The sequence below is a fragment of the Leptospiraceae bacterium genome (assembly GCA_025059995.1).
Taxonomy (GTDB): domain Bacteria; phylum Spirochaetota; class Leptospiria; order Leptospirales; family Leptonemataceae; genus SKYB61.
Genome location: JANXCF010000001.1, coordinates 131,076 through 154,508, shown reverse-complemented (window position 1 = coordinate 154,508; position 23,433 = coordinate 131,076). Strand labels below are relative to the sequence as shown.

The window sequence follows — 23,433 nt, the reverse complement described above, 5'->3', positions numbered from 1 at the left end:
TTATAGGTTTTTAAATTCTGATTCACTAGTTTTTCGAAATCCTATGAGTTGTGGATGTATGGATTGTAGTATTTCTTTGTGTTGGTTTTCATTCAGATTTAAAAACGCATCTATCAGTTTTTGTTGGAGTTCTGGAGGTAAGTCTTTTTGAATTATTATCGGATAATGTTCGAATTCTTCGGATTCGTAAAGAACTTTTAGTCCAATCGCAGTAATCTTAAATTTTTCAAATGCCAAAACATCTACCCATCCCAAATCAAAATTCCCTGAAAGAATGCCCTGAATAGTGTTTTCGAAGTTTGACGAAAAGGCTATGTCTTTGAATTTCTCGGGATCAATGTCAAGATTTTTTAGAATTCTAAGAGGAATTATGTATCCAAATGTAGAATCAGGATTGTCAAATGAAAGAACAATTTTTTCCTGATTTGCTTTTATTTCAAATATGGATTTTACAGGGTTATCGTTTCGAGCTACAAGTAAGGATTTATTTTTCTGGACATTTTTAAAGACAGGTTTTACGGAAAATATGTAATCATTCGATACATTTCTACTCACGTAAACATAAGGATCGATCATAGCAAGGTGGAGTTTGTTCTTTTCGAGTAGCAAATGTATCTTGTAGTATTGATCCAATGGTTTGAAGATAATCCTTCTTTGAGTTTTTTCAGATAAATGTTTGACTAAAGGATCAAAGTCATATGCAAGTTCTAATGAATTTTTATAGGGAAGAACACTAAAATATAAAACATCTTTTTCTTGAGGAACATTCAAAGGATAGCCATCATAAATAAAAGTAGGTTCAGAGAAGCCTATTTTTTCCCGTTTACAAAAAATTAGTGATTGAAAGATGATGAAAGAAATAAATAAGATTTGGAAAAGAATACGAATTTTGATCTTCATCATCTCTTAAAAATTTTCGGATTTTATAAAAAGTAAATAAAAATTAAGTTTGTTTGTAAAGCTTTTTTAATGGGATTGATAGAAAAAATGGTAAATTCATTAGTGAATGGCAGATTATATATCAAAAGTGGAAAAGATGAACTTTTAAAAAACTTTCATAGCTGGATTTTCTCAGGTGCTGTAGAAAAACTCGAAGCTTTCCATCAAAAATTGCGAAATGGTGAAATCATCGAAATCTATAATAGTTATCATGAATTTCAAGGCTATGCCTTCTATGAAAAACAAGACCAGATTGTTGCAAGGATTTTCTATTTTGGAGGTGAACAAATTCGAGATTTCGACGCCTTTTTTTACGAAAAATTCCAAAAAATCTACGAAAGAAAAAAGAAGCTTTTTCTTGATAGCAACGCTTTTCGTTTTCTTCATTCCGAAAGTGACGGGATTCCGGGAATTGTTTGTGATATTTACCATCATTTAGCGGTTATACAGATAGATTTTTTAGAGTCAAAATACTTGATTGGTTTACTGGTGAATTTCTTGAAAGAACAAAATATTCAATATATCCTTTTGAAGAGAAAAGAAAATATCGAGTGGATAACAGAAGAAATCCCTACCGTTGAGTTTGTAGAAAATGGCCTAAAAATCAAAATTGATTTAGATAAATTTTTAAAAACAGGCTATTTTTTAGATCAGCGATGGAATCGAAGAAAGCTTCAATTCTATGTGAAAGATAAAGTGGTATTGGATGCTTTTTGTTATGTGGGAAGTTTTGGATTACATGCTTTGAAGTATGAAGCAAAAAAAGTGGATTTGGTGGATAGCAAGAACTTAATTTCTATCGTGAAAGAAAATATGTTTCAAAATGGATTTTATTTGGATCAGTTTGAGTTTTTTCGAGAAAATGTATTAGAGTATTTGCAAAGAGTCCCCAAAAATTTGTATGACGTCATCGTACTCGATCCACCTGCTTTTGTAAAAAAGAAAATTCAGTATTCTTCCGGTGTCAGAGGATATTTGAGATTGAATCAATTGGCATTAGAAAAAATCAAAAGTCAAGGATGGATTTTTACTTTTTCTTGCTCACAATTTGTGTCGAAAGAGGATTTAAAGAAAATCATTTTTCTATCTGCAAGAGAAGCAAAAAGAAAAGTTTATATAGTAGAATACTTAACTCAATCTCCAGATCATACCATATCTATTTATCATCCCGAAGGAGAATACTTAAAAGGAATGGTTCTGTATGTGGAAGAATAAAACTTTATTGCTTCTTTTGATCACGATTATTTTTGAGAGTTGTGGTCAAAGAAAACTTCAAATCAGTGATCCTAATTATGATTGGATTGAAATTTCCCATCAAAATTTCGTTCGAAGAGCTGTTCTATATTTTCCTGACAATTACGAAAAAATCAATTTTACTTTGGATCCAAACGTGAGAACCTTCCCTCTCATGATTGGACTGCATGGTGGAGGAGGAGACCATGAAACGTTTTTGTCTCTTTCGAAGGGCAGACTCTTGAAACTCAAAGAAAAATATGGGTTTTTCTTAGTGCTTCCTCTTGGCTACAAAAATCACTGGAATGATGGAAGGAAAGGAAGAATTTCAAAATCGCATACATTCAATATTGACGATGTAGGGTTTTTACTAAAGTTGATTGAGTATTTGAAGAAACATTACCCGATTGATGAAAACAGGATTTTTCTATTTGGGATTTCAAATGGTGGGATGATGGCATTTCGTTTCGCTTGTGAGAGGTCTGAAACAATACGTGGGTTTGCAACAGTGGCAACATCTATGCCAGTAGATTTGATTTCGAATTGTCAATCTTCTATCCGAAAACCATTGAAATTTCTTTTTATTCACGGAACAAAGGATCCGATTGTTCCTTATGAAGGAGGGGAAGTCAAAGTATTTTTTCGAAGTAGAGGGGTAGTTCTTTCCGCAGAAGACACCCTTGATTTTTGGAAAAAAAAGCTTCAATGCAAACCCACAAAGAGCTCATTTTTATCGCAAGCAAAGGTTCAGACGGAAGTACTGGAGTTTGATTGCAAAAAACCTAACTCCATGAAGTTCTATAAAGTTCATCAGGGAGGGCATACATGGCCAGGAGGTCTGCAATATCTTCCTGAATGGTATGTAGGGAAAACAGCAGATGACTTCTGGGCTGAGGAAGTGATGATACAGTTTTTCTTGGAGAAGAATTAGATTTTTGAATTCCAATTGACTTTCAAAAAAGGAAAAATTCAACGTGGGTCATGGAAATGCTTCGACGCCCTCGCAGGAATCGAAAATCCGAAAACATCCGAAATCTTGTTCGAGAAAGCAACATTTCTGTGAATGATTTAATCATGCCTCTTTTCGTGAAGGAAGGCAGTGGCGTTCGTGAACCCATCTCATCCATGCCTGGTATTTTTCGTCTCAGTCCCGATGAAGTAATAAAAGAATGTAAAGAAATTCATAGTTTAGGAATTCCAGCGGTGATACTTTTCCCTGCCATTCCAGATGAGAAGAAAGACCCCTTAGCGAAAGAATCCTACAACCCTGATGGTTTATATCCACAAGTAATTCGAATGATAAAACAAGAAATTCCAGACTTGATTGTTATAACCGATGTAGCCATGGATCCTTATAGTTCTGATGGGCATGATGGAATTGTAAAAAATGGAGAGATTTTAAACGATGAGACTTTGGAAATTTTAGGAAAAATGGCACTTGTGCAAGCAAAAGCAGGAGCTGATGTGATTGCTCCAAGTGATATGATGGATGGACGCGTGAAATATCTAAGAACACTTTTGGATTCAGAAGGATACAAAAATGTTAGCATTCTTTCTTATACTGCGAAATATGCTTCGGCATTTTACGGACCTTTTCGTGATGCGTTGGATAGTGCTCCGAGATTTGGAGATAAAAAAACCTATCAAATGGATCCTGCCAACATTCGAGAAGCTCTTTTGGAACTCCATCTGGACATCGAAGAAGGTGCTGACATTGTGATGGTAAAACCTGGTCTTCCTTATCTTGATGTTGTGAGGGAATTTGCTAAAAATAGCCTTGTTCCAGTAGCAGTGTATAATGTCTCGGGGGAGTATGCAATGCTGAAAGCCGCTTCTCAAAATGGATGGCTGGATTACAAAAAATGTGTGATGGAAATCATGTTGGCATTCAAACGTGCAGGAGCTGATATGATTTTAACCTATCATGCCAAAGAAGTAGCCCAATGGCTTAATGAATGAAAAAAATTGATTTTGTAAACATCCACCTATAATAACGTAAAAGTTTAAGTCCCCTGTCTTTTTAGACTTTGATTTCGTGAAGACAGAAAAGCGCTTATTGGGGTATTGAGTTAGCGTTGAAATTTTATCCCTCCAGTTCATCAAAAATTGCTTTATCAATCAAGTGTTGACAATTTTGATAAAATAAAAATGCTTATACTATGCAAAGAAAAAGAGCTCCTTTTAAAGAAATTTTTGGTTGGGCAATGTTTGATTTTGCAAACTCATCCTACACCACTGTCATTATCACCGTTGTTTTCAGTGTGATTTTTCCTAAAATCATTGTAGGAGATGCACCGGAATTTCGTTTAGGGAATTTCCTTTGGAGTTTGTCTTTGTCTATTAGCTATGCTTTGATTGTCTTAACTGCGCCCCTCTTTGGGGCAATCATGGATTTTACTGCTACAAAAAAGAAATTCTTGTTTTTTAGTTATCTACTTACAGTGATTACAACAGCTCTATTATTCTTTATTCAACCAGGTGATATTTTATTGGCAGTCATACTGATCATCCTTTCGAATTTTGGTTTTGCTGCGGGAGAGTCTTTTGTTTCGTCATTCTTGCCTGACTTGGGACCTCAAGAAGAGTTGGGAAAAATTTCCGGTTTTGCTTGGGGCTTGGGCTACTTTGGAGGATTGTTTTCAACAGCAATTGTAATCTTTGGTTTAGGAGAAATCACCCTCGAGAATTATGACAATCTCAGGTGGGTAGGTCCTATCACCGCATTGTTTTTTCTTATGGCGGGGATCCCAACGTTTTTGTTTTTAAAGGAACATGGAGTTTCAAAAACAAAACCCGAAAATCAAACCTACCTCGAGATCGGTTGGAGCCGGATCTTAAAAACCTTTCAAGAAATCAGAGACTTCCGGGATTTGATGATTTTTTTTATTTCAATGTTTTTTTCCCAAGCGGGCTTATCGATTGTAATCAGTTTTGCTTTCATCTACGGAGATCAAATAGTAAAATGGAAATCTTCGACTATGGTAATCATGTTTGTTTTAACTCAGTTCACAGCAGCTGCGGGAGCCTTTCTTTTTGGTTGGATACAGGATCGATTAGGAGCCCTCAAAACCTACGTAATTACGTTGGTTCTCTGGATTTTTTCCATTTTGGCTATTTACTTCACAGAAGAAATCACGATGTTTTTGAATCAAATTTTGAACCTTTCTTTATCCACTGAACAAGCTTTTTTGATTGTTGGGGTTTTAGCAGGAACGGGATTGGGAGCGACTCAATCTTCTGGTAGAGCAATTGTGGGGATGTTTTCACCCGAATCCAAATCTGGTGAGTTTTTCGGTTTTTGGGGTGTGGCTGGAAAACTTTCCGCTATCTTTGGTTTATTGAGCTTAGGAATATTGCAGACTTACTTAGGATTAAAAAATGCTGTGTTGTTCACTGCGACTTTGTTTATTATTTCTATTGTGATTGCTTTTGTTGTGAACGAAGAACGTGGAAAACAATCCGCCATCCAACATGAAGGAGAATAAAAGAAATCAAGCCAAATCCAACGAAAAATTTGCTTTACCAAAAGAAATTTAAGAAATAAAACAATATCATGCCAAGCACTTTAGAAAATAAATACGTAATCTTCACTTTAGATGAGGAAGAATACGGTTTTAGTGTGGAAAAAGTGATCGAGATTGTCAAGATGGAAAAAGTCATCCCCATTCCTAATTCAAAAGAATATTTCATGGGAATGGTGGATATTCGAGGTAAGGTAATACCTGCAATTGATCTAAAAAAGAAATTACAAATCCATACAGAAAGTTCTCAAAAACCCGAGCGACTCATCATCATAGATATTTTCGATAAACGCATTGCTTTAGCCGTTGACAATGTGTTGAATGTGTTAGATCTCCTACCAGATGAGATTGATAAAGGTCCTCCAGCTGTAAAATCTCATTACACGAAATATATCTCTGGAATCGGAAAAAAAAATGATCGCTTCATTGTAATGTTAAACATAAACACACTATTTACAGAGGAGGAACTACGACAACTAATAACTATTGGAAGTTAGAAGACTTCATCAAGCTTACACATTTATCATCTTCAAAATTCAAGAACCAAAACTTGCTTTATAGATAAGAGTTGTAGATTTGTTAAAAAAATTTATAAATTAACTTATACTTCGAAACTCGTAGCTTAGATTTTTACTAAATTCTTTGACTTCTCTTTTCTTTTTTAACTGCCATAGATATTGGTTTATATAAGATTGATGGTTTTCCATATCAACAATGGGGTGAGGATAGTTTTTTCCTAATTCGAAACGATATAGTTTTTGCTCAAGGGTGGTTAACCTCCAAGGAGTGTGAACAAGGGATGGGGGTATATTTCGTAATGATGGAAGCCATTTGTAAATAAACTTTCCTTCGGGATCGTTTTCTCTGCTTTGTTTGATGGGATTATACATTCGAATGGTGTTGTATCCAGTGATGCCCGCCTGCATTTGGATTTGAGGAAAGTGAATTCCTGGTTCGTAATCAATAAAAAGTTTCGAAAGAAAATAGTGAATATCCCTCCAATCTTGTTCTAAATAAAAGCAAAAGAATGATACCAACATAGCCCTCATTCTGAAGTTTAACCAGCCTTCGTGTTTTAATTGGAGGATGCAAGCATCAATTATGGGTATGCCAGTTTCTGCGTTTTGGAATTTCAAGATCAGTTCTTCATTTTTCTGAATGGGGAGATTCTCAAAGTAAGGATTGATTGCATGATATTCATAAGTAGTACAATCTTTTTCAAACTTTTGAATAAAATGCCTTCGCCAAAAAAGCCTACTAATGAAAGCATCAAGATTTCTTTTATTTTTTGGATACTCTTGAGAAATGGCTATGGTTTGGAGAATAGAACGAGTAGTGATATTTCCAAAAGAAAGAAAATGCGACAAACGGGAAGAATAAAAATAACTTTTAAAAGGCTGGGAAATGGTAGACAAATAAAACCTTGCTCTTTTTTGGAGAAATGAATTTAAGGTTTCTTTGGCTTTTTCTTCTCCGACATCGAGATTTAATGAATCATTCTTTATATAGTTCAAAAATGATTCGGGTACGGGGAATTTTTCTTGGAGTTCTGGATATTCGATGAGCCTTTTTAGTTTTGGAGTTGCGACTTTTTTGTGATAATAGTATTCTTGGATTTCTTCGTGGGTGTGAAGTTTTCTACTTCCTCGTGCAATACAATCAAGGGGGATTTCTAACATGTGTATCTGATGGTTTTTGCAGAATTTTCGAACATGCTTATCTCTTTCGTAAAGAGCTCTGGTTGTATATTCTTCATACGCAATTAAAGTATGGATTCTATTTTTTTGATTGATCAAGAACCTAAGAACATCTTCCATCTCGGAATATAGAATAGAAATAGTTTTTCCTGTTTTCTTTTGGATGGTTCTTTGAAACTCTATAGCGTTTTTATAAAATAATTTAAAGAATCTTTCATTTCGATCTTTGAGTTTCAACGAAAAAGGTTCAATTAACACCACAATCAAGTAAGGCAAAGATAATTCCTCAGCTTTTTGTAGAGCTTCGTTATCTTCTATCCTAAAATCCTTTTTTATCCAAACGAGATTAATAAGATTGGACAAAACTTCCATATTTTTATAAAACCGATTTAATATAGGTTTCCACTTGTTTTTGGATTTCATTTTCATTTTTTGATGATAGATGCCTGAGGAGTATGCTCATTCTTGGATTAGTTTGTAGTTTTGATTGGTGATCAAACAAAAACTTCCAAAACAAAGCATCAAAATATATTCGCCAATCTTGATTTTTGTAAGAAGAGTCAGACATCTTTATAATGTATGAACTCGAACTAAAATAGGGTTTTGTGGACATCAAACCCCCATCAGCAAATTGAGACATACCATAAACATTGGGAACCATCACCCAATCATAAGCATCAATATAGTGAATCATAAAAAAAAGATAAACTTCTTCGGGATGAATATTTAAAAGAAGCATCAAATTTCCAAGAAGCATCAATCTCTCAATGTGATGAGAATAGGCAATCTTGTGTACTTTCTCTAATACTAAATCAACTGGCAAAATGTTTGTTTTTCTTTTGTAGAAGATTTCAATCTGCTTTCTGTTTTCGAAGTTCCAATAATTGGAGTTTCTCTGAGTGATTCCGTATTTCACATAGACATAGCGGATGAATTCTCGCCAACCCAAAATTTGACGAAGAAAACCTTCAATGCTATTTATAGGAATTTTTCGCTTTGACTCGAAAAACTCCATCGTCTTTTTGATAACTTCTTTGGGAGTAATTAAACCAATGTTCATACAAGCAGAAAGATTTGAGTGAAATAAAAACGGGTCCCTAAAACTTATGGCATCCTGATATTCTCCAAAATTATGAAGTTTAAACCTCAAGAATAAATCAAGATGATTTTGGGCATCATCAAATGTCAAAGGATAGTATGAATTTTCTAGGATTTCTCCGGGATTTTGATGAAATTTATCTAAGACGAGAGCTTTTGCTTGGATCCATTCTTTGTTTGTGTAAGTTTTTGATACGGGGATGACTATGCTTCGTGGGATTTTTTTTCGGTTTTGAACGTCATAACTCCACTTGCCACCAACTGGTTTTGAATTTTCCTCAATAAGGATTTGAAACTTTTTTCGAAAGTGGATATAAAAAGAAGTTTGATGGGGTTTTGCTTTCTGAAACTCATGATGATATGCTTCTATGTCTTTTTGAGAAAGTAAAAACATGGGGCTATCTAAGATTTTTAGATTAGCATTGAATTCACTTGATTTTCTTTTGATTCTTTTTGATAGCCAATCATCCACAGGATCGATCACGTAAATGGTTGAGTAGCCTTGTTTGATAACATGAGGAATAAGATTTCTTACATCACTAAGAGGGAGTTCATGCGAGATGTATTCAACGTTTAGATTTTTGTTTTTAAGGTAGTGAAAATAGAACTTCATGGTGGCGATGTGATAGGCAAGTTTGGTTTTATGAAATTTGTATTGTAAAAAGAAAAGGTATTCTTCTATTAAGTAATACTTATCAATTTTATACTCAAAAAGGGGTGATGATAAAAAAAGCTGATGCGGAAATATCAATCCACAGGATTTCAACTTTTAAAAATTCCGTATGGTTGACATTCCACCATCAACAGGGATTACTTGACCTGTAATCCAACTGGATTTCGGGCTAAGTAAAAACACTGTTAGCTCTGCAATGTCCTCAGGACTACCTATTCGTTTGAGGGGATGTCGATCGGAGAGATTTTTGACTTTCTGTTCGGTGTTAAGAAATCCACTTGCCAGTGGCGTATTAGTAATGGAGGGAGCAATACAATTCACTCGTATATGAGGAGCAAATTCGGCGGCAAGAGAAAGAGTCAAACCCTCAATAGCGGATTTTGACGTTGAGACAAGAGAATGAAAGCTCATACCAATCTTGGTAGCCACTGTGCTAAAAAGAACTATGCTTGCCTTTTGACTTTGTTTTAGGTACTTCAAAACATATTGGATGGTTTTCGCAGCTCCTAAGACTTGGAGCTCAAAGTCATTTTTGAATTCTTCAGGAGAAATACGATCAAAAGGTTTCAACAAAATAGCTCCAGGTGTGTAAACCAAACCATCAAGAGATGAAAGATTAAGATTTTCAAAAGGGTTGTGATTTTCTAATACATTGTACTGGATTTTCGTTGCTGAAGGAAACTCTTGTATAGGGTGTTTGTTATACGTCAATATCAGTTGATTCTCGGGTTCTCGGCTTAGAATTTCGGCAATTTTTTTCCCAATGCCACCTGATGCGCCAATGATTAAGTACTTCATAGCTTAATAAATTCCCATGAGCATTCGGATTTCTTCGCTTGCCATTTCTCTTGGATTCCATGGAGGATCAAAAGTGATTTGAACAATCACATCTTCAATACCTGGGATTTGTTTGCAATACTCTTTGACTTGGTGTTCTAAGTAAGGTCCTGCCGGACATCCCATAGAAGTGAGGGTCATTTTTATATAAGCTTTCTGATTTTCTAACCAAATGTCATAGACCAATCCCAAATCTACAATCGAAAAACCGATTTCTGGATCATATACTTTTCTGACTTCTTCCCAAAGTCTTACGAGGAGATCTTCTTCATTATTTAGGTTGCTATTATTGGCTTCTCTTTTTTCATTAGTTGGAGAACTCATATAGAAATATAAGAAAGACTAAGACGAAACGTCTATAAAAAATTGCAGAGTGAGATGGCAATAAGCCATCTCACGTAAGTGATATGAATTACTTAATTAAAGGAGCTATAATTAAAGAAACAACGCTCATTAATTTGATCAAAATATTTAAGGAAGGTCCGGAGGTATCTTTGAGGGGGTCTCCTACTGTATCACCAACAACAGCAGCTTTGTGGGCATCGGTTCCTTTCTTATAAATTTTGCCATGAACTTCTACGCCACTTTCGAACATTTTTTTGGCATTATCCCAAGCTCCTCCTGCGTTGGCTTGGAAGATTGCCAAAAGCACGCCAGAAACTGTCACGCCAGCCAAAAGCCCACCTAACGCATTTGGTCCAAAGAGAAAACCAATCAAAACAGGAATGACAACAGCTAAAAGCCCCGGTAGGATCATTTCTCGAATCGCTGCTTTGGTTGAAATTTCTACACATCTTGCGTATTCAGCCTTTCCTTCTGCGGCTTCAAAGATTTCTTTATCTTTTCCTTTTAAGTTGTGGGATTCTCCGTGATGTTTCTTTAATACCTCCAATGCGGCTTTGAGTTCTGGGATTTCATTGAATTGTCGACGAACTTCGTTGATCATGTCCATTGCCGCTCTACCGACCGCACTAATTGCCAATGAAGAGAACAAGAATGGAATCATACCTCCCACGAATAGACCCGCAATCACGTTGGGATCAGAAATGTTGATTACTTTGACGTCTGCTTGTTTCATGAATGCTGCGAAAAGAGCAAGAGCCGTCAAAGCAGCAGAAGCAATAGCAAATCCTTTACCGATCGCGGCTGTGGTATTTCCAACGGCATCAAGTTTATCTGTTCTTTGACGAACTTCTGGAGGTTGTTCGGACATTTCTGCAATACCACCGGCATTGTCAGAAATAGGACCATATGCATCTACGGCTAACTGGATTCCAGTGTTGACTAACATTCCCAGAGCTGAAATGGCAATTCCGTAAAGACCAGCGAAGTAGTAAGATGCCACGATTGCCGCCGCTATCAAGATGATTGGGAAAGCTGTCGATTGCATTCCTACGCCCAAACCCGCAATTACGTTGGTTGCCGGTCCGGTTGTGGATTGACGTGCAATTTGATAAACTGGAGGTCTTCCGCTACCAGTATAGAATTCTGTGATGAAACCAATAGCAATACCCGCAATCAAACCAAAGATTGTGGCAAAGAAAACGCCATTTGCGGTATATCGAAACACTTCATCAGAAATCAAAGTTGGAGCTTCCCATTCAGCAGGCAAAAAGTTGGTGATTGCAAAATAGGAAAAAACAATCATTAAAATCCCAGCAACAACTTGTCCGTTATTGAGGGCTTTTTGGGGATTTCCTCCTTCTTCTACTCGAACCACAAGTGAACCTAAGATTGAAGCTCCGATTCCAATTGCGGCTAGCACCAAAGGAAGTAAAAGAGCTGAAAAACCCCCCATACCATCTTTGTCTTGTAAATATGGAATAAAGGCAGCACCCAAAACCATAGAACCTAAAATAGAACCTACGTAAGACTCAAACAAGTCAGCCCCCATACCAGCAACATCACCCACGTTATCTCCCACATTGTCTGCGATGGTTGCAGGATTCAATGGGTGATCTTCAGGAATGCCGGCTTCTACTTTTCCCACCAAGTCAGCTCCCACATCTGCGGCTTTTGTATAAATCCCACCACCAACACGGGCAAACAGAGCGATTGATGAGGCACCCAACGAAAAGCCTGATAAAACGTTCAAAACTTTTGAAACTTTATCGCCTTCTAAACCGAAAAAAAACTCATAAAAAATAAACAATCCACTTAGACCTATGATACCAAGTCCCACCACACTCATTCCCATCACAGAACCACCGGCAAAAGCAACAGATAAAGCTTCAGTTAAGCTTTTTTTCGCTGCGTTAGTGGTTCGGTAGTTTGCACGTGTAGCTACCTTCATTCCTAAAAAACCCGCCAATCCAGAGCTAAAAGCACCTACTACGAATGATAGAGCTACTAAAGGATGTGAGTCTTCAGAAGCTGTCCCGCTAATGGCTAAAATAATGGCAACAGAAACAACAAAGATAGAAAGAACCTTATATTCTGCTTTCAAAAACGCCATAGCTCCTTCTGCTATGTAGGAACCTATTTTTTGCATCTTTTCTGAACCAGGATCCCTTTTAGAGATCCAGACCGTTCTCCAAAAGCTATATAGCAAAGCTAATATTCCGGCGATTACTGCCAGCAACGCATAATTCATATGGAAACTCCTTTGAAAAATTTATTAAATATTAAATGAAATTCATTAAAATTTTTTAATATTTGAAACAAATTTTCTTTGAAATTTGCTTTGTCAATCTTTTGTAAGGATTTGAGAATGAATTCTATTTCCCGCTGAAGACATTTTTTAATTTACAAGATAAGAATGATCTTTTATTTCATAAATCGCTATGGCAAGGTTAACTAGTAGTATCATAAAATCAAATTATGGAATTATCACCTATATTTATATAAGGTATTTTTTAGCATTTCTATATGGTTTTATTTTAACTATAAGGTTTCAATATTTTTTTGATAAAGTTTTAGTGATTATATTTGGAACTGCAGTTGTTTCATATTTAATCTTTACGATTTTTTATCACTTTTTAGTTGTTAAGGGTGTGAAATTCAAGCACCGAGATTTGATGGGTATATTTATTGATCTAACTTTAGCCTTTGGGATTTTCACCATATTAGTATCTCAGTCCAAGTTTTATGCGACTAATTTTGTTTGGAAATATCCAGTAGCACTTTTTGTCCCAGTTTTTATGATTATTGGAGCTTCATTTTTTGATTTTACAAGAAAGGCAACTATCTTGATTAGTATATACGTCACGATTTGGATGATAATTCTGATATATCTCTCCCATAAGGTGGGTGTGAATTTTTCATTAAATCCTGATGTAAGTATGAAGAGTGATGGTGTAAGTCTAATAATACCATATGCTCTTATTGTTTTTTATAATGTTCTAAGTTTTATAACTTATCGCCTAAAAACGCTCTTTAAGAACTACTATTTGGAACTAGAAGAACAAACAAAGCAAACAAGGAATCATCTTTCAAAAATGAAGTGGATTTTTCATGACATGAATCGTGTTTCTGAAGTGCTTAATCATAATGTAAATTTTTTTAAAGATTTTATAAAAGATTTTAACAAAGAAATGCAGGATGAAGTTTCTTCAATGGAAGAAATATCAGCTACGATGGAGGAATTAGCTAGCACATCTCAGAAAGCAAGTGAGCTGATACAAAAACAATTTCAAGAAATCGTGAGTATTCAAGGTAGCAATCAAAAACTAATTGAGAGTATACAAAATCTGCAGACATCTTTACAAGCTTTGAGTCAAGAAATTTCTAAAACTGAAAAGGATTCCTCAGAAGTTCGGATTGCAATCCAAAACTTGGATCAAGTCATGGAAGAAATCCAAAAATCGTTCAATGAAGTTTTAGATGTAACAGAGGTTATCAACGAAATTGCCGATCGAACCAATCTTCTATCTTTAAATGCTTCCATTGAAGCAGCAAGGGCGGGAGAATATGGGAAAGGATTTGCTGTGGTTGCTCAGGAAATCAATCGCTTAGCCGATAGTAGTCAAGAAAATGCTAAACAGATTGATACCATCATAAAAGACAGTGCCGCTTTTATCGAAAAAGGGATCAAAAACATGTCCTTTACAAAAACCCAAATACAATCGCAACTCCAACAAATAATCAACGTGATTTCGTTCTTTAATGAGCTCCAAAGAAAAATAGCTGAGCAGATTGAATTGAATCAAAAACTTTCCCGTTCCTTAGAAATGATATTTTCTTTGGGAAAAGAAATTGAACAAATATCGAAAGAACAAGTTCAAAGCACAGAAGCCATCAATAAAACGATAGCAACAATGGAAAAGGGAATTTTACAATTGACAAACTTGTCAAATCAGTTGACAGACTATGTGGCACAAATTAGTGAACTATCAAATAAACTGAAAGATTTAGACAAAAGATATTCAGTTTCTGAAACTCAAACAAGCTAATAAAACATCAAGGAAAACCTATGACTTTACTCAAAGAATTAAATAAGCGCATATATGAGAGAATAAAAAAGGATCCCCATAATCCCGATAGTTTGATTTCCTTTAACGAAGCACTGGATCTATATAAAGAAGATTATGAAGAATTGGTTTCCTTAGCAGAGATTGTAAGAAAGTTTTATCATCAAAATTATGTTTTAGTTCATGTCATCAATAATATTCGTAATGGAAATTGTGGAGAGGATTGTGGTTATTGTGCTCAAAGAAAATCAGCAAGTGGTATACCTACTTACAGCTTGAAGAGCGAAGAAGAAATCCTCAAAGAAGCAGAAGAAGCCAAACGAAATGGAGCTTATCGATATTGTTTGGTCACAGCTGGTAGAGGTATCAACCCGAAAATGGCACAGTTTTATGCAAACATAATAAAAAGAATCATCGAAGAAATAGGAATTAAAGTTTGTCTGAGCGCAGGGATTGTAGAGGATCCTACGAGCGCAAAGATTTTGGCAGAGGCTGGATTGGATCGATACAATCACAATCTTAATACTTCGAGACGTCATTATCCAAACATTGCTACTACCCATACTTACGAAGATAGAGAAAAAACCCTGAAAAACATCTCTCAAAGCTCCATTGGTTTGTGTAGTGGAGTGATCGTAGGGATGGGAGAGACCCTCGAGGATAGAATCGAAGTAGGATTAAAACTCAATGAATTTCGTGTGGAATCGATACCTGTGAATTTTTTCCTTCCTGTTCCTGGGCATCAAATACAAAATTATGAAACCTTTACTCCAGAAGAATGCTTGAAGATTCTTTCTTTGTATCGTTTGATGAATCCTCAAGCAGAACTACGAATTGCCGCTGGTAGAGAACTTTATTTGAAAGAAAAACAACCCATTGGCTTGAGGGTGGCTAATTCTTTGTTTGTTTCGGGATATTTGAATGTTCGTGGTTCTTCGGCATATGAGACCATCAAAATGATCTACCTTAATGGCTTTCAATTGGATCCAAAAACTGAAACAACCATTCAAGCCTTGAAGGATCAGATTTTAAAGGAAATGGACTCTCAAGAAAAAGAACAAATGCTTATTTATCGAAAAGAAATGGAGCTTAAAACTTTAAAAGAACTAAGACCTTATTTTGATCATGCGAAAAACTAAGATTATTAAAGGGATTATCTTTGATTTGGATGGGACGATTATTGATACTTTGCCTGATTTAGCAAATAGTGTGAACTACGGACTTCAAAAGGTAGGATTGGAAAAAATTCCCACTGATATTATCAAAGGATTCATTGGAGATGGAATGAAATCATTAATTGAAAAAACGTTGAATGACTTATATAACCAACAAAAAATCTCTCTGGAAGAAAAAGAAAAACTTTTTCAAATTGTTTTCCAGTATTTCTTTGAGCTTTATGATCGAAATTGCGTTAATCTGACCAAACCATATGAGGGTGTGGTAGATTTCTTGGAGGAATTTCGTGATCGGTATAAATTTGCCATACTCACGAATAAATCTGATTATTTTACGAAAAAGATCATAAAGCAATTGGATTTGGAGAAATATTTTTCTCACATTCTCTCAGGAGATGTAGAAGAATACAAAAAGCCCAAGCCTAATGGAATCAAAAAGATTCAGCAAGACTGGAATTTGTCGGAAGATGAAATCATTGTTGTAGGCGATCATTATACAGATATACTCTCAGCAAAAAATGCAAATGTAAAATCCATATTTGCTATGTATGGTTATGGGAAACTGAATGGTTATCAACCTAATTATTCCATCAAGCAATTTAGTTCTCTAAAGGTTCTTTTAAAAATCCTTCAAGAGTAATTTACTTCATCACATAGACCCAATCCGTAAAGACAGGATCCAAATCTTTTTGTTTGAGCATATTAACTATATCAGCAACACTTCTAGTATCAGAAATATGGAATTGTTCAGTAGTGTCATAACCACTGTAACCGCCGGGTTCTGTTTTTGATCCAGCGGAAATTTGAGTGATACAAATGGGAATCATGTTATCACGAAATCGGGGGGATTCTCGTGTGGAAAGGATCAAACTCACGTCAGGCAAGAAAATACGCAAAGCAATGAAAAACAAAGCGTAAAGAGAATCAGAAATCAAAGGAACATTTTTGATGTTTTCTGCGGGACGCAATCGGGGCAAAGAAACCGTGATTTGTGTTTTCCAGTATCTTTTTTGTAAGTATTGAGCATGAAGTCCCACCATTGCTACTTCTGTTTGAGGGTCTGAGAGTCCGAGCAGAGCTCCGATCCCAATTCTACGTAATCCTGCCTTGCCAGCTCGGTCGGGACAATTAAGACGAAATTCCATCCTTCGTTTGACTCCTTGAAGGTGGACTTCTCTATATCGTTCAGGATCGTAAGTTTCTTGGTAGATAGTCAAGCTATCCACGCCTTTGGTTCGCAAGTATTCATATTCGTTTTGTTTTAAAGGATAGATTTCGATTCCAATGGAAGAAAAATGTCTTTGTAGTTTTTCAGCTACTTCTCCTATATACGAGATGGGGGTATTTCGATAGTCCTCGCCAGTCAAAAGTAAAATGTGGCGAATTCCCTGGGAGTGAAGTATCATGGCTTCTTGGATGGCTTCTTCAACGGTGAGAGTTTTTCTTTTGATGGGATTATCATAACGAAAACCACAATAAGTGCAGATGGATTTACATTCGTTTGATAAATATAAGGGTGCGTATAGGAGAACTGTTTTTCCAAATCGTTTTCGAGTGATTCTTTGAGCAATCTGAGCTAATTCTTCGATGTAGTCTAATGCTGGCTTTGTGAGGAGATATAAAAATTCATCCCAACGTATGTGTTCGTCTTGGTAAGTTTTTTCGATGATTCTTTCAATTGTTTTTTGAGTGTGATTTTTTTCTTCGTTTAGATAATAAATTCTTTGTTGAACTTCTTTGAAGGGATAATTTTGTATGTAGTGGCTGAATTCTTTTTCTTGCATAGATTAACGGTTTTCTTCGTCTAAAAAGCCAGTCAAAGGACTGGATGCACTTGCCTTTTTCCATGTATTACTTTCATAAGAAAGTTCCAGAGTTCTTGCATTGGTATTTCCATAAATACCGTTTAAATAAGCTTCTCTTCCAGCTAAAGTCGCCAAAGCAAACGAAAAAGCAGAATATCCAGAATGAACTGAAATTGCGATCGCCGTATTTACAAGCACAGCGTCAGCTCCCATTTCGAATGCCTCTGCCACGTGAGAGGGTAATCCCAATCCAGCATCAATCACAACGGGAACCTCTGCTTGCTCAATGATGATTTTGATGCTTTCTTTCGTGCGTATTCCTTGATTAGAACCAATTGGGGAACCCAAGGGCATTACGGTAGCAGCACCTGCTTCTTGTAGTTGTTTTGCTAAAATGGGATCTGCTTGGATGTAAGGAAGAACCACGAACCCTTCTTTTACTAAGATTTCTGTGGCTTTGAGGGTTTCTTTTCCATCAGGAAGTAAATAATACGGATCAGGTGTGACTTCTAGCTTAATCCAGTTGCCACCTCCCATCTCTCGGGCAATCCGTGCCAAACGAACAGCCTCTTCTGCATCCCTTGCTCCTGAGGTATTAGGAAGCAATTGAATCTTAGTTAGATCCAACGAAGCAATAATGTCTTCTTCTTCCATTGGTTTGGTTAAGTCAATCCTACGCAGAGCTACCGTAACCATTTCTGTGCATGATAGTTCAATCGCATCCCTCATGCTTTTGGTAGAGGAGAATTTTCCTGTGCCAACGAAAAGACGGGATTTAAAGGTTCGGTTGGCAATCTTTAAGGGTTTAGGATCACGTTGAAACTGATCTTCAATCATTTTTTCTAAATGGGTTCTTAGAGTTTCTTTTGAGTCAAGGGATGCTTTCATATGCTTCAAAGTAATAAAAAAACCGCATTAGTCAAATTAAGCAATCAAAAAAAGGTCTTGGGTCTTGTGAATATGTTTATGCTCATTTTATGTAAGCTATGGGGATTTCTTCTATGTTTGTTGTATATCGCTGGGATAATCGGAGCTGCTTAGGTTTCCATGAAGAGTGGGATTGTAGGTTTTTTGCAAATTGGATTTTTTGCCTCCCACTATGATTATAGGCTTTGAGGAGTTTTAGGATAGTTTCATTTCGTTTTTTTTCTTTTTCTCGTTTTTCTTCGCTTTGGTATTGAAAAAGATCGTTTTGAAAGTCTTTGATGGGAACTAATCCCAGTGCCATGACTCCCATTTTTTTGTATTTCATTTTGCTTTGGTAGATGGAGGATAACAACTCCTTTGCGTGGTGATAGAGCTCTCTGATAGTGTATGCGGGAGTTTCTAACTTTTTTACTCGATAGTTGGAGTAATAAGGTTCCTTTTTATCGAAAGGATTACTTTTGATGAATACTCCCAAGAAGGTTGCTTGTTGTTTTTGATGGTGTAATTTTTCTGAGAGTTTTTCACAAAATACCAATAGAGCTTCGCAGAGTTCATCGAAATCCTGAACGGGATTTCCAAAAGAACGAGAAACAATGGTGCTTTTTTTGTGAGGGTCAAATTCTTCCAGATCATAACAAGCATAGCCTCTGAGTTCTTTTACCATCCTCAAGCCTGTGATTTTTAAGTTCTTTCGAATCCAATAATCATTTTGTTGAATGAGATGGTAAGCTGTTGTGATTCCTTTCTTCTTTAAAAATTCTGATAATTTTCTTCCTATTCCCCATACCTCTTCAATGGGCATGCTTTTGAGAAGAAATTCTTCTCGTTGAAGTGAGTTGAATACTCCATTGGTTTCAGGATACATTTTTGCATAGCGGTTTGCTAATTTTGCTAAGGTCTTAGTTCTTCCAATCCCAATGCATGTTGGGATTTTAATCCATCGATAAATTTCATTTCTCACGAAATGAGCATAAGATGTAATATCAAAGCCCTGAAGTCCGCTAAAATCAACAAAACTTTCATCAACAGAATAAACCTCCACATTGGGAAAAAACAAACTCAAGATTTCATGAAATCGATAACTAAAATCAGCATATAGCGTGAAGTTGCTAGAAAAAACGTGAACCTGATGTTTCTCGATCAGATCCCGAATTTCGAAGGCAGGCTGTCCCATTTGGATGCCCAGAGCTTTTGCTTCTTTTGAGCGGGAAATCACACATCCATCGTTGTTGGATAAAACGATCACGGGCTTGTTTTTGAGTTTGGGGTTGAGGGCTTGCTCACAGCTCGCATAAAAATTATTAGCATCCACCAGACCAAAGACTTTATTTTCTTGTGGAATGTATGACATATGTGATCACTCCCCAGATTTCGAAATCTCCAGAATCTTGGATTTCGATTTCTTCGGAGTTTAGGTTTATTATGTAAAATTTATTATTTTTCTTTATGATTTTTCTTATGAGAAACTCGCCTTCCAACACTGCAATCACGTAATCTCCTGAGATGGGTGTCAATGAACAATCAATAATAATGATGTCTCCATCTCGTATTAGTTGGTCATAGCTATTTCCTTGAACTTTCATGAAAAACGTGGCTTTGGGATTTCGAATCAGTAGAGAATTCAAATCAATCCTTCTTTCTAAAAAATCCTCAGCAGGACTTGGAAACCCAGAATAACTAATTGGCAAAAGCTTGTTATATAATTCTTCATCAAGCTTAAAGTAAGTTCGACTATAGTATGGATGAAATCCCTTCTTTTCCATATTCTCCATATCGACATTTAAATACTAAACAAATACTAGTCAACATTTATTTAGTATTAAAAATAAAATCAAAAATTTGTTTTAAATAATTTTTTTAAAAAAATTTACTATCTTTCCTGATTATGGCATGCTCGTAAAAGCTTCTTTGTGAACCCATCAGATCCTGTGAATTGTTCGTTATTTTTGAGTCTCGTAGTTGTGGGAACTGAAGTTTGTTTTGTTGGTGTTTGTTTTGATGTTGTTTCTTGAGTTTTGGATTTGGGATAACCAAAAAATCGTTTTTCGCCAATGAGAGTGTGAATTTTTTATTCCCAGTGAGTGTTTATTCGTTGAAAGAAGTCTACTTTCTTACGTTTGTTCGGACGCTTCTCGCATTTGGCTACACAATGGCAAACATGTTTATTCCCTTGTATCTATTGGAGAAGCATCAGCTCTCTGTGGGGATTGTTGGAACCATCTCGAGCTTGAGCATGTTGTTTGGCTTAGTGGGCTGGCTATTTGCAGGAACGCTCATCAAGAGATTCAACGAAAAGTTTTTAATCACAAGAAGTTTATTCCTTCGCTCAATGAATTACTTAACAATTGGTGTTTTGATTTTGATTCATGCACCTTATTATTTCTTTTTCCCTTTTTTGTTTTTGAATCACTTTCTTCTTGGGATAACCATCTCTCCTATGGAATCCCTGATTCTAACGTCATCTGAAGAAGAAAAACGTCACATTGCGGTGAGTATCCATCGTGTGGGAATGAACATTGGTTGGTCCTTGGGTCCGTTGGTGGGAGGATTTTTCGTAGAAACCCATTATGCTTTGCCATTTTTTGGAACTTTTCTTATTGTTCTGATTTGTGCGTTTCTTATTCTATGGGGGCTTCCTGAACCCAAACAAGTTAAACATGAAATCACATATAACTTCATAAACCTTTTTCGAAATCGTAAGTTCTTATTTTTTTCCTTGAACTCTTTGAATCTTTTCATCATGATGTCCTTACTGATTACTCCCTTGGCTATGTATTTGACGAATCACTTTCAAATCTCCAAAGTGGATTTAGGAAAGTTGTATTTTCTTAATGGCGTGATGGTCGTGATACTTCAAATCCCTATTTCTGTTAAAATAAAAAATCTTCCTTTGGCTTCTCAGCTGGGATTGTTTTTGTACTTTGTTGGCTTTTCTCTTGTGGGTGGGTATTCTCCTGATTGGGGTTTTCCATTTCTTATCTTGTGTATTGTGATAGTGACGTTAGGGGAGCTCTTAGGGGTGAGTCCCGTTTATGCCATTGCGAGCATTTATGCAAAAGAAAAAAATCACCAAGAAAACATCACAAACTTTTATGCCTCAAGCTTTATGGGGTTTATGCGTTCGTTGGGCTGGAGTATCGGACCTTTGATAGCTGGATGGATTCAAGAATTTTTTTCTTCCTCGCCTCTCACAATATGGCTTTTGAGTTCTTCGTTCGCTCTGATGGGAATGATCATCAATCAAATCTTGTTTTTTTATTACCCTTTACGTTTTAAACACACGGATTCGTAATTCTTGGAGTTGATTGACTTCTACTTCAGAAGGAGTTCCAGACATCAAGCACATTCCTCTTTGAGTCTTGGGAAAAGCTATTACGTCTCGAATGGAATCCCGTCCCAAAAATAAAGCCAAGATTCTATCCAGTCCAAAAGCGATCCCTCCATGGGGAGGTGCACCAAAAGACAATGCATCCAACAAAAAGCCGAATTTTTCCCGAGCTTCTTCTTCAGAAATTCCTAAACGTTTTAGTGCTGTTAACTGTACTTTTTCGTTGTGAATTCGGATAGAACCACCTCCAACTTCAACCCCATTGATGACCATGTCATAAGCACGAGATCGAATGTTTTCTCCGTATTTCTGAAACTTTTCATCATCCAAAAGAAGTTCCAAATCTTCTTCGACCGGTGATGTAAAAGGATGGTGGACACTTTCCAATTCTCCTGTTTCTAAGTTCCTTTCAAAAAGTGGAAAATTTACCACCCAGCAACAAGCATATTGATTTTCAGGAATATAGCCAAAACGTTTTGCTAAGTGTATCCTCAAATTACCCAAAGTATTATGAACTATCTTATCTTTGTCAGCAGCAAAAAACAAAATGTCTCCTACTTTTGAGTTAGTTCTCTTGATGAGTTCGCTTAGCAATTCATCGCTGAAAAATTTTGTGATGGAGGATTTTAACCCTTCTTCTTCGTGTTTCATCCAGGCAAGTCCTCCTGCCTTGAAGTCTTTTTTTACCCATTCTGTTAAGTCTTCGATATCTTTTCGAGAAAGAACACCACCTCCGGGCACTCGTAATGCTTTGACTCTTCCTTTTTTTTCCAATGCATTTTTGAAGACCTGAAACTCAGATTTTTCGGCAATGTCGGCTATATCCACCAATTTCATATCAAAGCGTAGGTCAGGCTTATCAGAACCATAGAACTCCATAGCTTCTTTGTAGGAAATTCTCGGAAAAGGATTAGGAAGATCGATATCAAAGATTTCTTTTACTACACTTCGCCAAAGTTCTTCCATCAGGTTCATGATCATGTCTTCGTTAATGAAACTCATCTCGATGTCTAATTGTGTGAACTCAGGCTGTCGGTCGGCTCGTAAATCTTCATCTCGAAAGCACTTCGCAATTTGATAATATCGCTCAAAACCGCTTGCCATCAAAATTTGTTTGAATAACTGCGGGGATTGGGGTAAAGCATAGAATTTGCCGGGTTGCAAACGTGATGGAACTAAAAAATCTCGAGCTCCTTCAGGTGTGGATTTGTTCAAAATCGGAGTTTCGATTTCTAAGAAATTGTGGAAGTCTAAAAATTTGCGAATGGCTAAATTCAGTTTTGATCTCGTGATGATGGCTTTTTGCATGTCATCTCTACGTAAATCCAAGTATCGGTATTTAAGCCGAACTTCTTCCCCTACTTGACTATATTCATCCAAGCCGAATGGAAGCGCTTTTGATGTGTTTAAAATGTAAAATTCCTCCACAAAAACTTCTACTTCTCCTGTGGGAAGTTTAGGGTTTATGGTTTGTGGACTTCGTTTCTTTACTTTCCCCTTGATGGCTAAAACATATTCATATCGAATAGTGGTTGCGAGCTCATAATTTGACAAAAAAGACTCCTCGAAGACAATTTGGACAATCCCTGAACGGTCTCGAAGGTCTACAAAGATAATACCTCCTTGATCTCGATAACGAAATGCCCATCCTACTAAGTGAACCTGCTCTCCTTCATTTTCTGCTCGCAGGCTTCCGCATGGTATACGATGACGATAAATAAAATCAATTACTTCTTTTTGTTTGGTATCAACAATAGCTTTTTCTTGAGAAATCATAGGGTAAGTTTTTTT

Annotated in this window: 20 protein-coding genes; 9 read left to right on the top strand and 11 right to left on the bottom strand. The window is 36.3% G+C overall.

Features of this window, described 5'->3' with window-relative positions; translation table 11 throughout:
* On the bottom strand, window positions 1-900 hold the full coding sequence (locus NZ853_00680; GenBank protein MCS7204192.1) for a phosphate/phosphite/phosphonate ABC transporter substrate-binding protein: 900 nt from the start codon (window positions 898-900) through the stop codon (window positions 1-3).
* A gap of 87 nt (window positions 901-987) precedes the next feature.
* Between NZ853_00680 and NZ853_00675 the strand changes: the two genes are divergently transcribed.
* The 5 genes from NZ853_00675 (at window position 988) to NZ853_00655 (ending at window position 6,190) form a co-directional block, all read left to right on the top strand.
* Complete coding sequence (locus NZ853_00675) at window positions 988-2,154, top strand: class I SAM-dependent rRNA methyltransferase (protein MCS7204191.1); 1,167 nt, start codon at window positions 988-990, stop codon at window positions 2,152-2,154.
* The gene (locus tag NZ853_00670; protein MCS7204190.1) at window positions 2,141-3,103 is read left to right on the top strand and encodes a hypothetical protein; all 963 of its coding nucleotides are present in this window, start codon (window positions 2,141-2,143) and stop codon (window positions 3,101-3,103) included. The genes NZ853_00675 and NZ853_00670 overlap by 14 nt, the downstream gene beginning before the upstream one ends.
* A 50-nt stretch (window positions 3,104-3,153) precedes the next feature.
* Window positions 3,154-4,131 carry a porphobilinogen synthase gene (gene hemB, locus NZ853_00665; GenBank protein ID MCS7204189.1) on the top strand — a complete coding sequence of 326 codons (978 nt, stop codon included), beginning with the start codon at window positions 3,154-3,156 and terminating at the stop codon, window positions 4,129-4,131.
* A gap of 200 nt (window positions 4,132-4,331) precedes the next feature.
* A complete protein-coding gene (locus NZ853_00660; GenBank protein ID MCS7204188.1) occupies window positions 4,332-5,657 on the top strand; it encodes an MFS transporter in 1,326 nt (441 codons plus the stop codon).
* A 68-nt stretch (window positions 5,658-5,725) separates the two neighbouring features.
* Window positions 5,726-6,190: a chemotaxis protein CheW gene (locus NZ853_00655; protein MCS7204187.1), complete on the top strand. Its 465-nt coding sequence runs from the start codon at window positions 5,726-5,728 to the stop codon at window positions 6,188-6,190.
* Between the two features lie 99 nt (window positions 6,191-6,289).
* Here NZ853_00655 and NZ853_00650 read toward each other — a convergent pair whose 3' ends face one another.
* From NZ853_00650 to NZ853_00630, 5 genes are all read right to left on the bottom strand, one after another.
* Entirely contained in the window at window positions 6,290-7,762 is a 1,473-nt protein-coding gene (locus NZ853_00650; protein MCS7204186.1) for a deoxyribodipyrimidine photo-lyase, read from the bottom strand.
* 4 nt (window positions 7,763-7,766) lie between these two features.
* The gene (locus NZ853_00645; protein MCS7204185.1) at window positions 7,767-9,239 is read right to left on the bottom strand and encodes a cryptochrome/photolyase family protein; all 1,473 of its coding nucleotides are present in this window, start codon (window positions 9,237-9,239) and stop codon (window positions 7,767-7,769) included.
* An 18-nt stretch (window positions 9,240-9,257) separates the two neighbouring features.
* Complete coding sequence (locus tag NZ853_00640) at window positions 9,258-9,959, bottom strand: SDR family oxidoreductase (protein MCS7204184.1); 702 nt, start codon at window positions 9,957-9,959, stop codon at window positions 9,258-9,260.
* 3 nt (window positions 9,960-9,962) lie between these two features.
* Window positions 9,963-10,322, bottom strand: coding sequence for a metal-sulfur cluster assembly factor (locus tag NZ853_00635; GenBank protein ID MCS7204183.1), 360 nt, complete (start codon window positions 10,320-10,322; stop codon window positions 9,963-9,965).
* Window positions 10,323-10,410: 88 nt separating this feature from the next.
* Window positions 10,411-12,591, bottom strand: a complete 2,181-nt coding sequence (locus NZ853_00630; protein ID MCS7204182.1) for a sodium-translocating pyrophosphatase — start codon at window positions 12,589-12,591, stop codon at window positions 10,411-10,413.
* Window positions 12,592-12,781: 190 nt separating this feature from the next.
* Between NZ853_00630 and NZ853_00625 the strand changes: the two genes are divergently transcribed.
* Genes NZ853_00625 through NZ853_00615 form a run of 3 tightly spaced genes read left to right on the top strand, consistent with a single transcriptional unit; the run spans window position 12,782 to window position 16,222 of the window.
* On the top strand, window positions 12,782-14,389 hold the full coding sequence (locus tag NZ853_00625; protein MCS7204181.1) for a methyl-accepting chemotaxis protein: 1,608 nt from the start codon (window positions 12,782-12,784) through the stop codon (window positions 14,387-14,389).
* Window positions 14,390-14,409: 20 nt separating this feature from the next.
* Window positions 14,410-15,546 (top strand): biotin synthase BioB, encoded by a 1,137-nt coding sequence (gene bioB, locus NZ853_00620; GenBank protein ID MCS7204180.1) that lies wholly within the window; start codon window positions 14,410-14,412, stop codon window positions 15,544-15,546.
* On the top strand, window positions 15,533-16,222 hold the full coding sequence (locus NZ853_00615; GenBank protein ID MCS7204179.1) for an HAD family hydrolase: 690 nt from the start codon (window positions 15,533-15,535) through the stop codon (window positions 16,220-16,222). Before bioB ends, NZ853_00615 begins: the two co-directional genes overlap by 14 nt.
* A gap of 1 nt (window position 16,223) precedes the next feature.
* Here NZ853_00615 and thiH read toward each other — a convergent pair whose 3' ends face one another.
* The 4 genes from thiH to umuD form a co-directional block, all read right to left on the bottom strand.
* Window positions 16,224-17,366, bottom strand: coding sequence for a 2-iminoacetate synthase ThiH (gene thiH, locus NZ853_00610; protein MCS7204178.1), 1,143 nt, complete (start codon window positions 17,364-17,366; stop codon window positions 16,224-16,226).
* Between the two features lie 3 nt (window positions 17,367-17,369).
* A complete protein-coding gene (locus tag NZ853_00605; GenBank protein MCS7204177.1) occupies window positions 17,370-18,224 on the bottom strand; it encodes a thiazole synthase in 855 nt (284 codons plus the stop codon).
* Between the two features lie 133 nt (window positions 18,225-18,357).
* Window positions 18,358-19,665: a Y-family DNA polymerase gene (locus tag NZ853_00600; protein ID MCS7204176.1), complete on the bottom strand. Its 1,308-nt coding sequence runs from the start codon at window positions 19,663-19,665 to the stop codon at window positions 18,358-18,360.
* Window positions 19,640-20,077: a translesion error-prone DNA polymerase V autoproteolytic subunit gene (gene umuD, locus NZ853_00595; protein MCS7204175.1), complete on the bottom strand. Its 438-nt coding sequence runs from the start codon at window positions 20,075-20,077 to the stop codon at window positions 19,640-19,642. The genes NZ853_00600 and umuD overlap by 26 nt, the downstream gene beginning before the upstream one ends.
* A 296-nt stretch (window positions 20,078-20,373) precedes the next feature.
* Here umuD and NZ853_00590 point away from each other — a divergent pair, with 296 nt between their 5' ends.
* The gene (locus tag NZ853_00590) at window positions 20,374-21,606 is read left to right on the top strand and encodes an MFS transporter (GenBank protein MCS7204174.1); all 1,233 of its coding nucleotides are present in this window, start codon (window positions 20,374-20,376) and stop codon (window positions 21,604-21,606) included.
* Here the strand turns inward: NZ853_00590 and aspS are convergent.
* On the bottom strand, window positions 21,580-23,418 hold the full coding sequence (aspS, locus tag NZ853_00585) for an aspartate--tRNA ligase (protein ID MCS7204173.1): 1,839 nt from the start codon (window positions 23,416-23,418) through the stop codon (window positions 21,580-21,582). The genes NZ853_00590 and aspS overlap by 27 nt on opposite strands.
* Window positions 23,419-23,433 lie beyond the last annotated feature (15 nt).

What these genes read in the sequence shown, in the direction of transcription:
- aspS (MCS7204173.1), bottom strand. Translation starts at nt 23,418, where the DNA reads ATGATTTCTCAAGAAAAAGCTATTGTTGATACCAAACAAAAAGAAGTA.
- NZ853_00680 (MCS7204192.1), bottom strand. Translation starts at nt 900, where the DNA reads ATGAAGATCAAAATTCGTATTCTTTTCCAAATCTTATTTATTTCTTTC.
- umuD (MCS7204175.1), bottom strand. Translation starts at nt 20,077, where the DNA reads ATGGAAAAGAAGGGATTTCATCCATACTATAGTCGAACTTACTTTAAG.
- NZ853_00615 (MCS7204179.1), top strand. Translation starts at nt 15,533, where the DNA reads ATGCGAAAAACTAAGATTATTAAAGGGATTATCTTTGATTTGGATGGG.
- NZ853_00660 (MCS7204188.1), top strand. Translation starts at nt 4,332, where the DNA reads ATGCAAAGAAAAAGAGCTCCTTTTAAAGAAATTTTTGGTTGGGCAATG.
- NZ853_00650 (MCS7204186.1), bottom strand. Translation starts at nt 7,762, where the DNA reads ATGGAAGTTTTGTCCAATCTTATTAATCTCGTTTGGATAAAAAAGGAT.
- NZ853_00655 (MCS7204187.1), top strand. Translation starts at nt 5,726, where the DNA reads ATGCCAAGCACTTTAGAAAATAAATACGTAATCTTCACTTTAGATGAG.
- bioB (MCS7204180.1), top strand. Translation starts at nt 14,410, where the DNA reads ATGACTTTACTCAAAGAATTAAATAAGCGCATATATGAGAGAATAAAA.
- NZ853_00640 (MCS7204184.1), bottom strand. Translation starts at nt 9,959, where the DNA reads ATGAAGTACTTAATCATTGGCGCATCAGGTGGCATTGGGAAAAAAATT.
- NZ853_00635 (MCS7204183.1), bottom strand. Translation starts at nt 10,322, where the DNA reads ATGAGTTCTCCAACTAATGAAAAAAGAGAAGCCAATAATAGCAACCTA.
- NZ853_00625 (MCS7204181.1), top strand. Translation starts at nt 12,782, where the DNA reads ATGGCAAGGTTAACTAGTAGTATCATAAAATCAAATTATGGAATTATC.
- NZ853_00630 (MCS7204182.1), bottom strand. Translation starts at nt 12,591, where the DNA reads ATGAATTATGCGTTGCTGGCAGTAATCGCCGGAATATTAGCTTTGCTA.
- thiH (MCS7204178.1), bottom strand. Translation starts at nt 17,366, where the DNA reads ATGCAAGAAAAAGAATTCAGCCACTACATACAAAATTATCCCTTCAAA.
- hemB (MCS7204189.1), top strand. Translation starts at nt 3,154, where the DNA reads ATGGAAATGCTTCGACGCCCTCGCAGGAATCGAAAATCCGAAAACATC.
- NZ853_00600 (MCS7204176.1), bottom strand. Translation starts at nt 19,665, where the DNA reads ATGTCATACATTCCACAAGAAAATAAAGTCTTTGGTCTGGTGGATGCT.
- NZ853_00605 (MCS7204177.1), bottom strand. Translation starts at nt 18,224, where the DNA reads ATGATTGAAGATCAGTTTCAACGTGATCCTAAACCCTTAAAGATTGCC.
- NZ853_00675 (MCS7204191.1), top strand. Translation starts at nt 988, where the DNA reads ATGGTAAATTCATTAGTGAATGGCAGATTATATATCAAAAGTGGAAAA.
- NZ853_00670 (MCS7204190.1), top strand. Translation starts at nt 2,141, where the DNA reads ATGTGGAAGAATAAAACTTTATTGCTTCTTTTGATCACGATTATTTTT.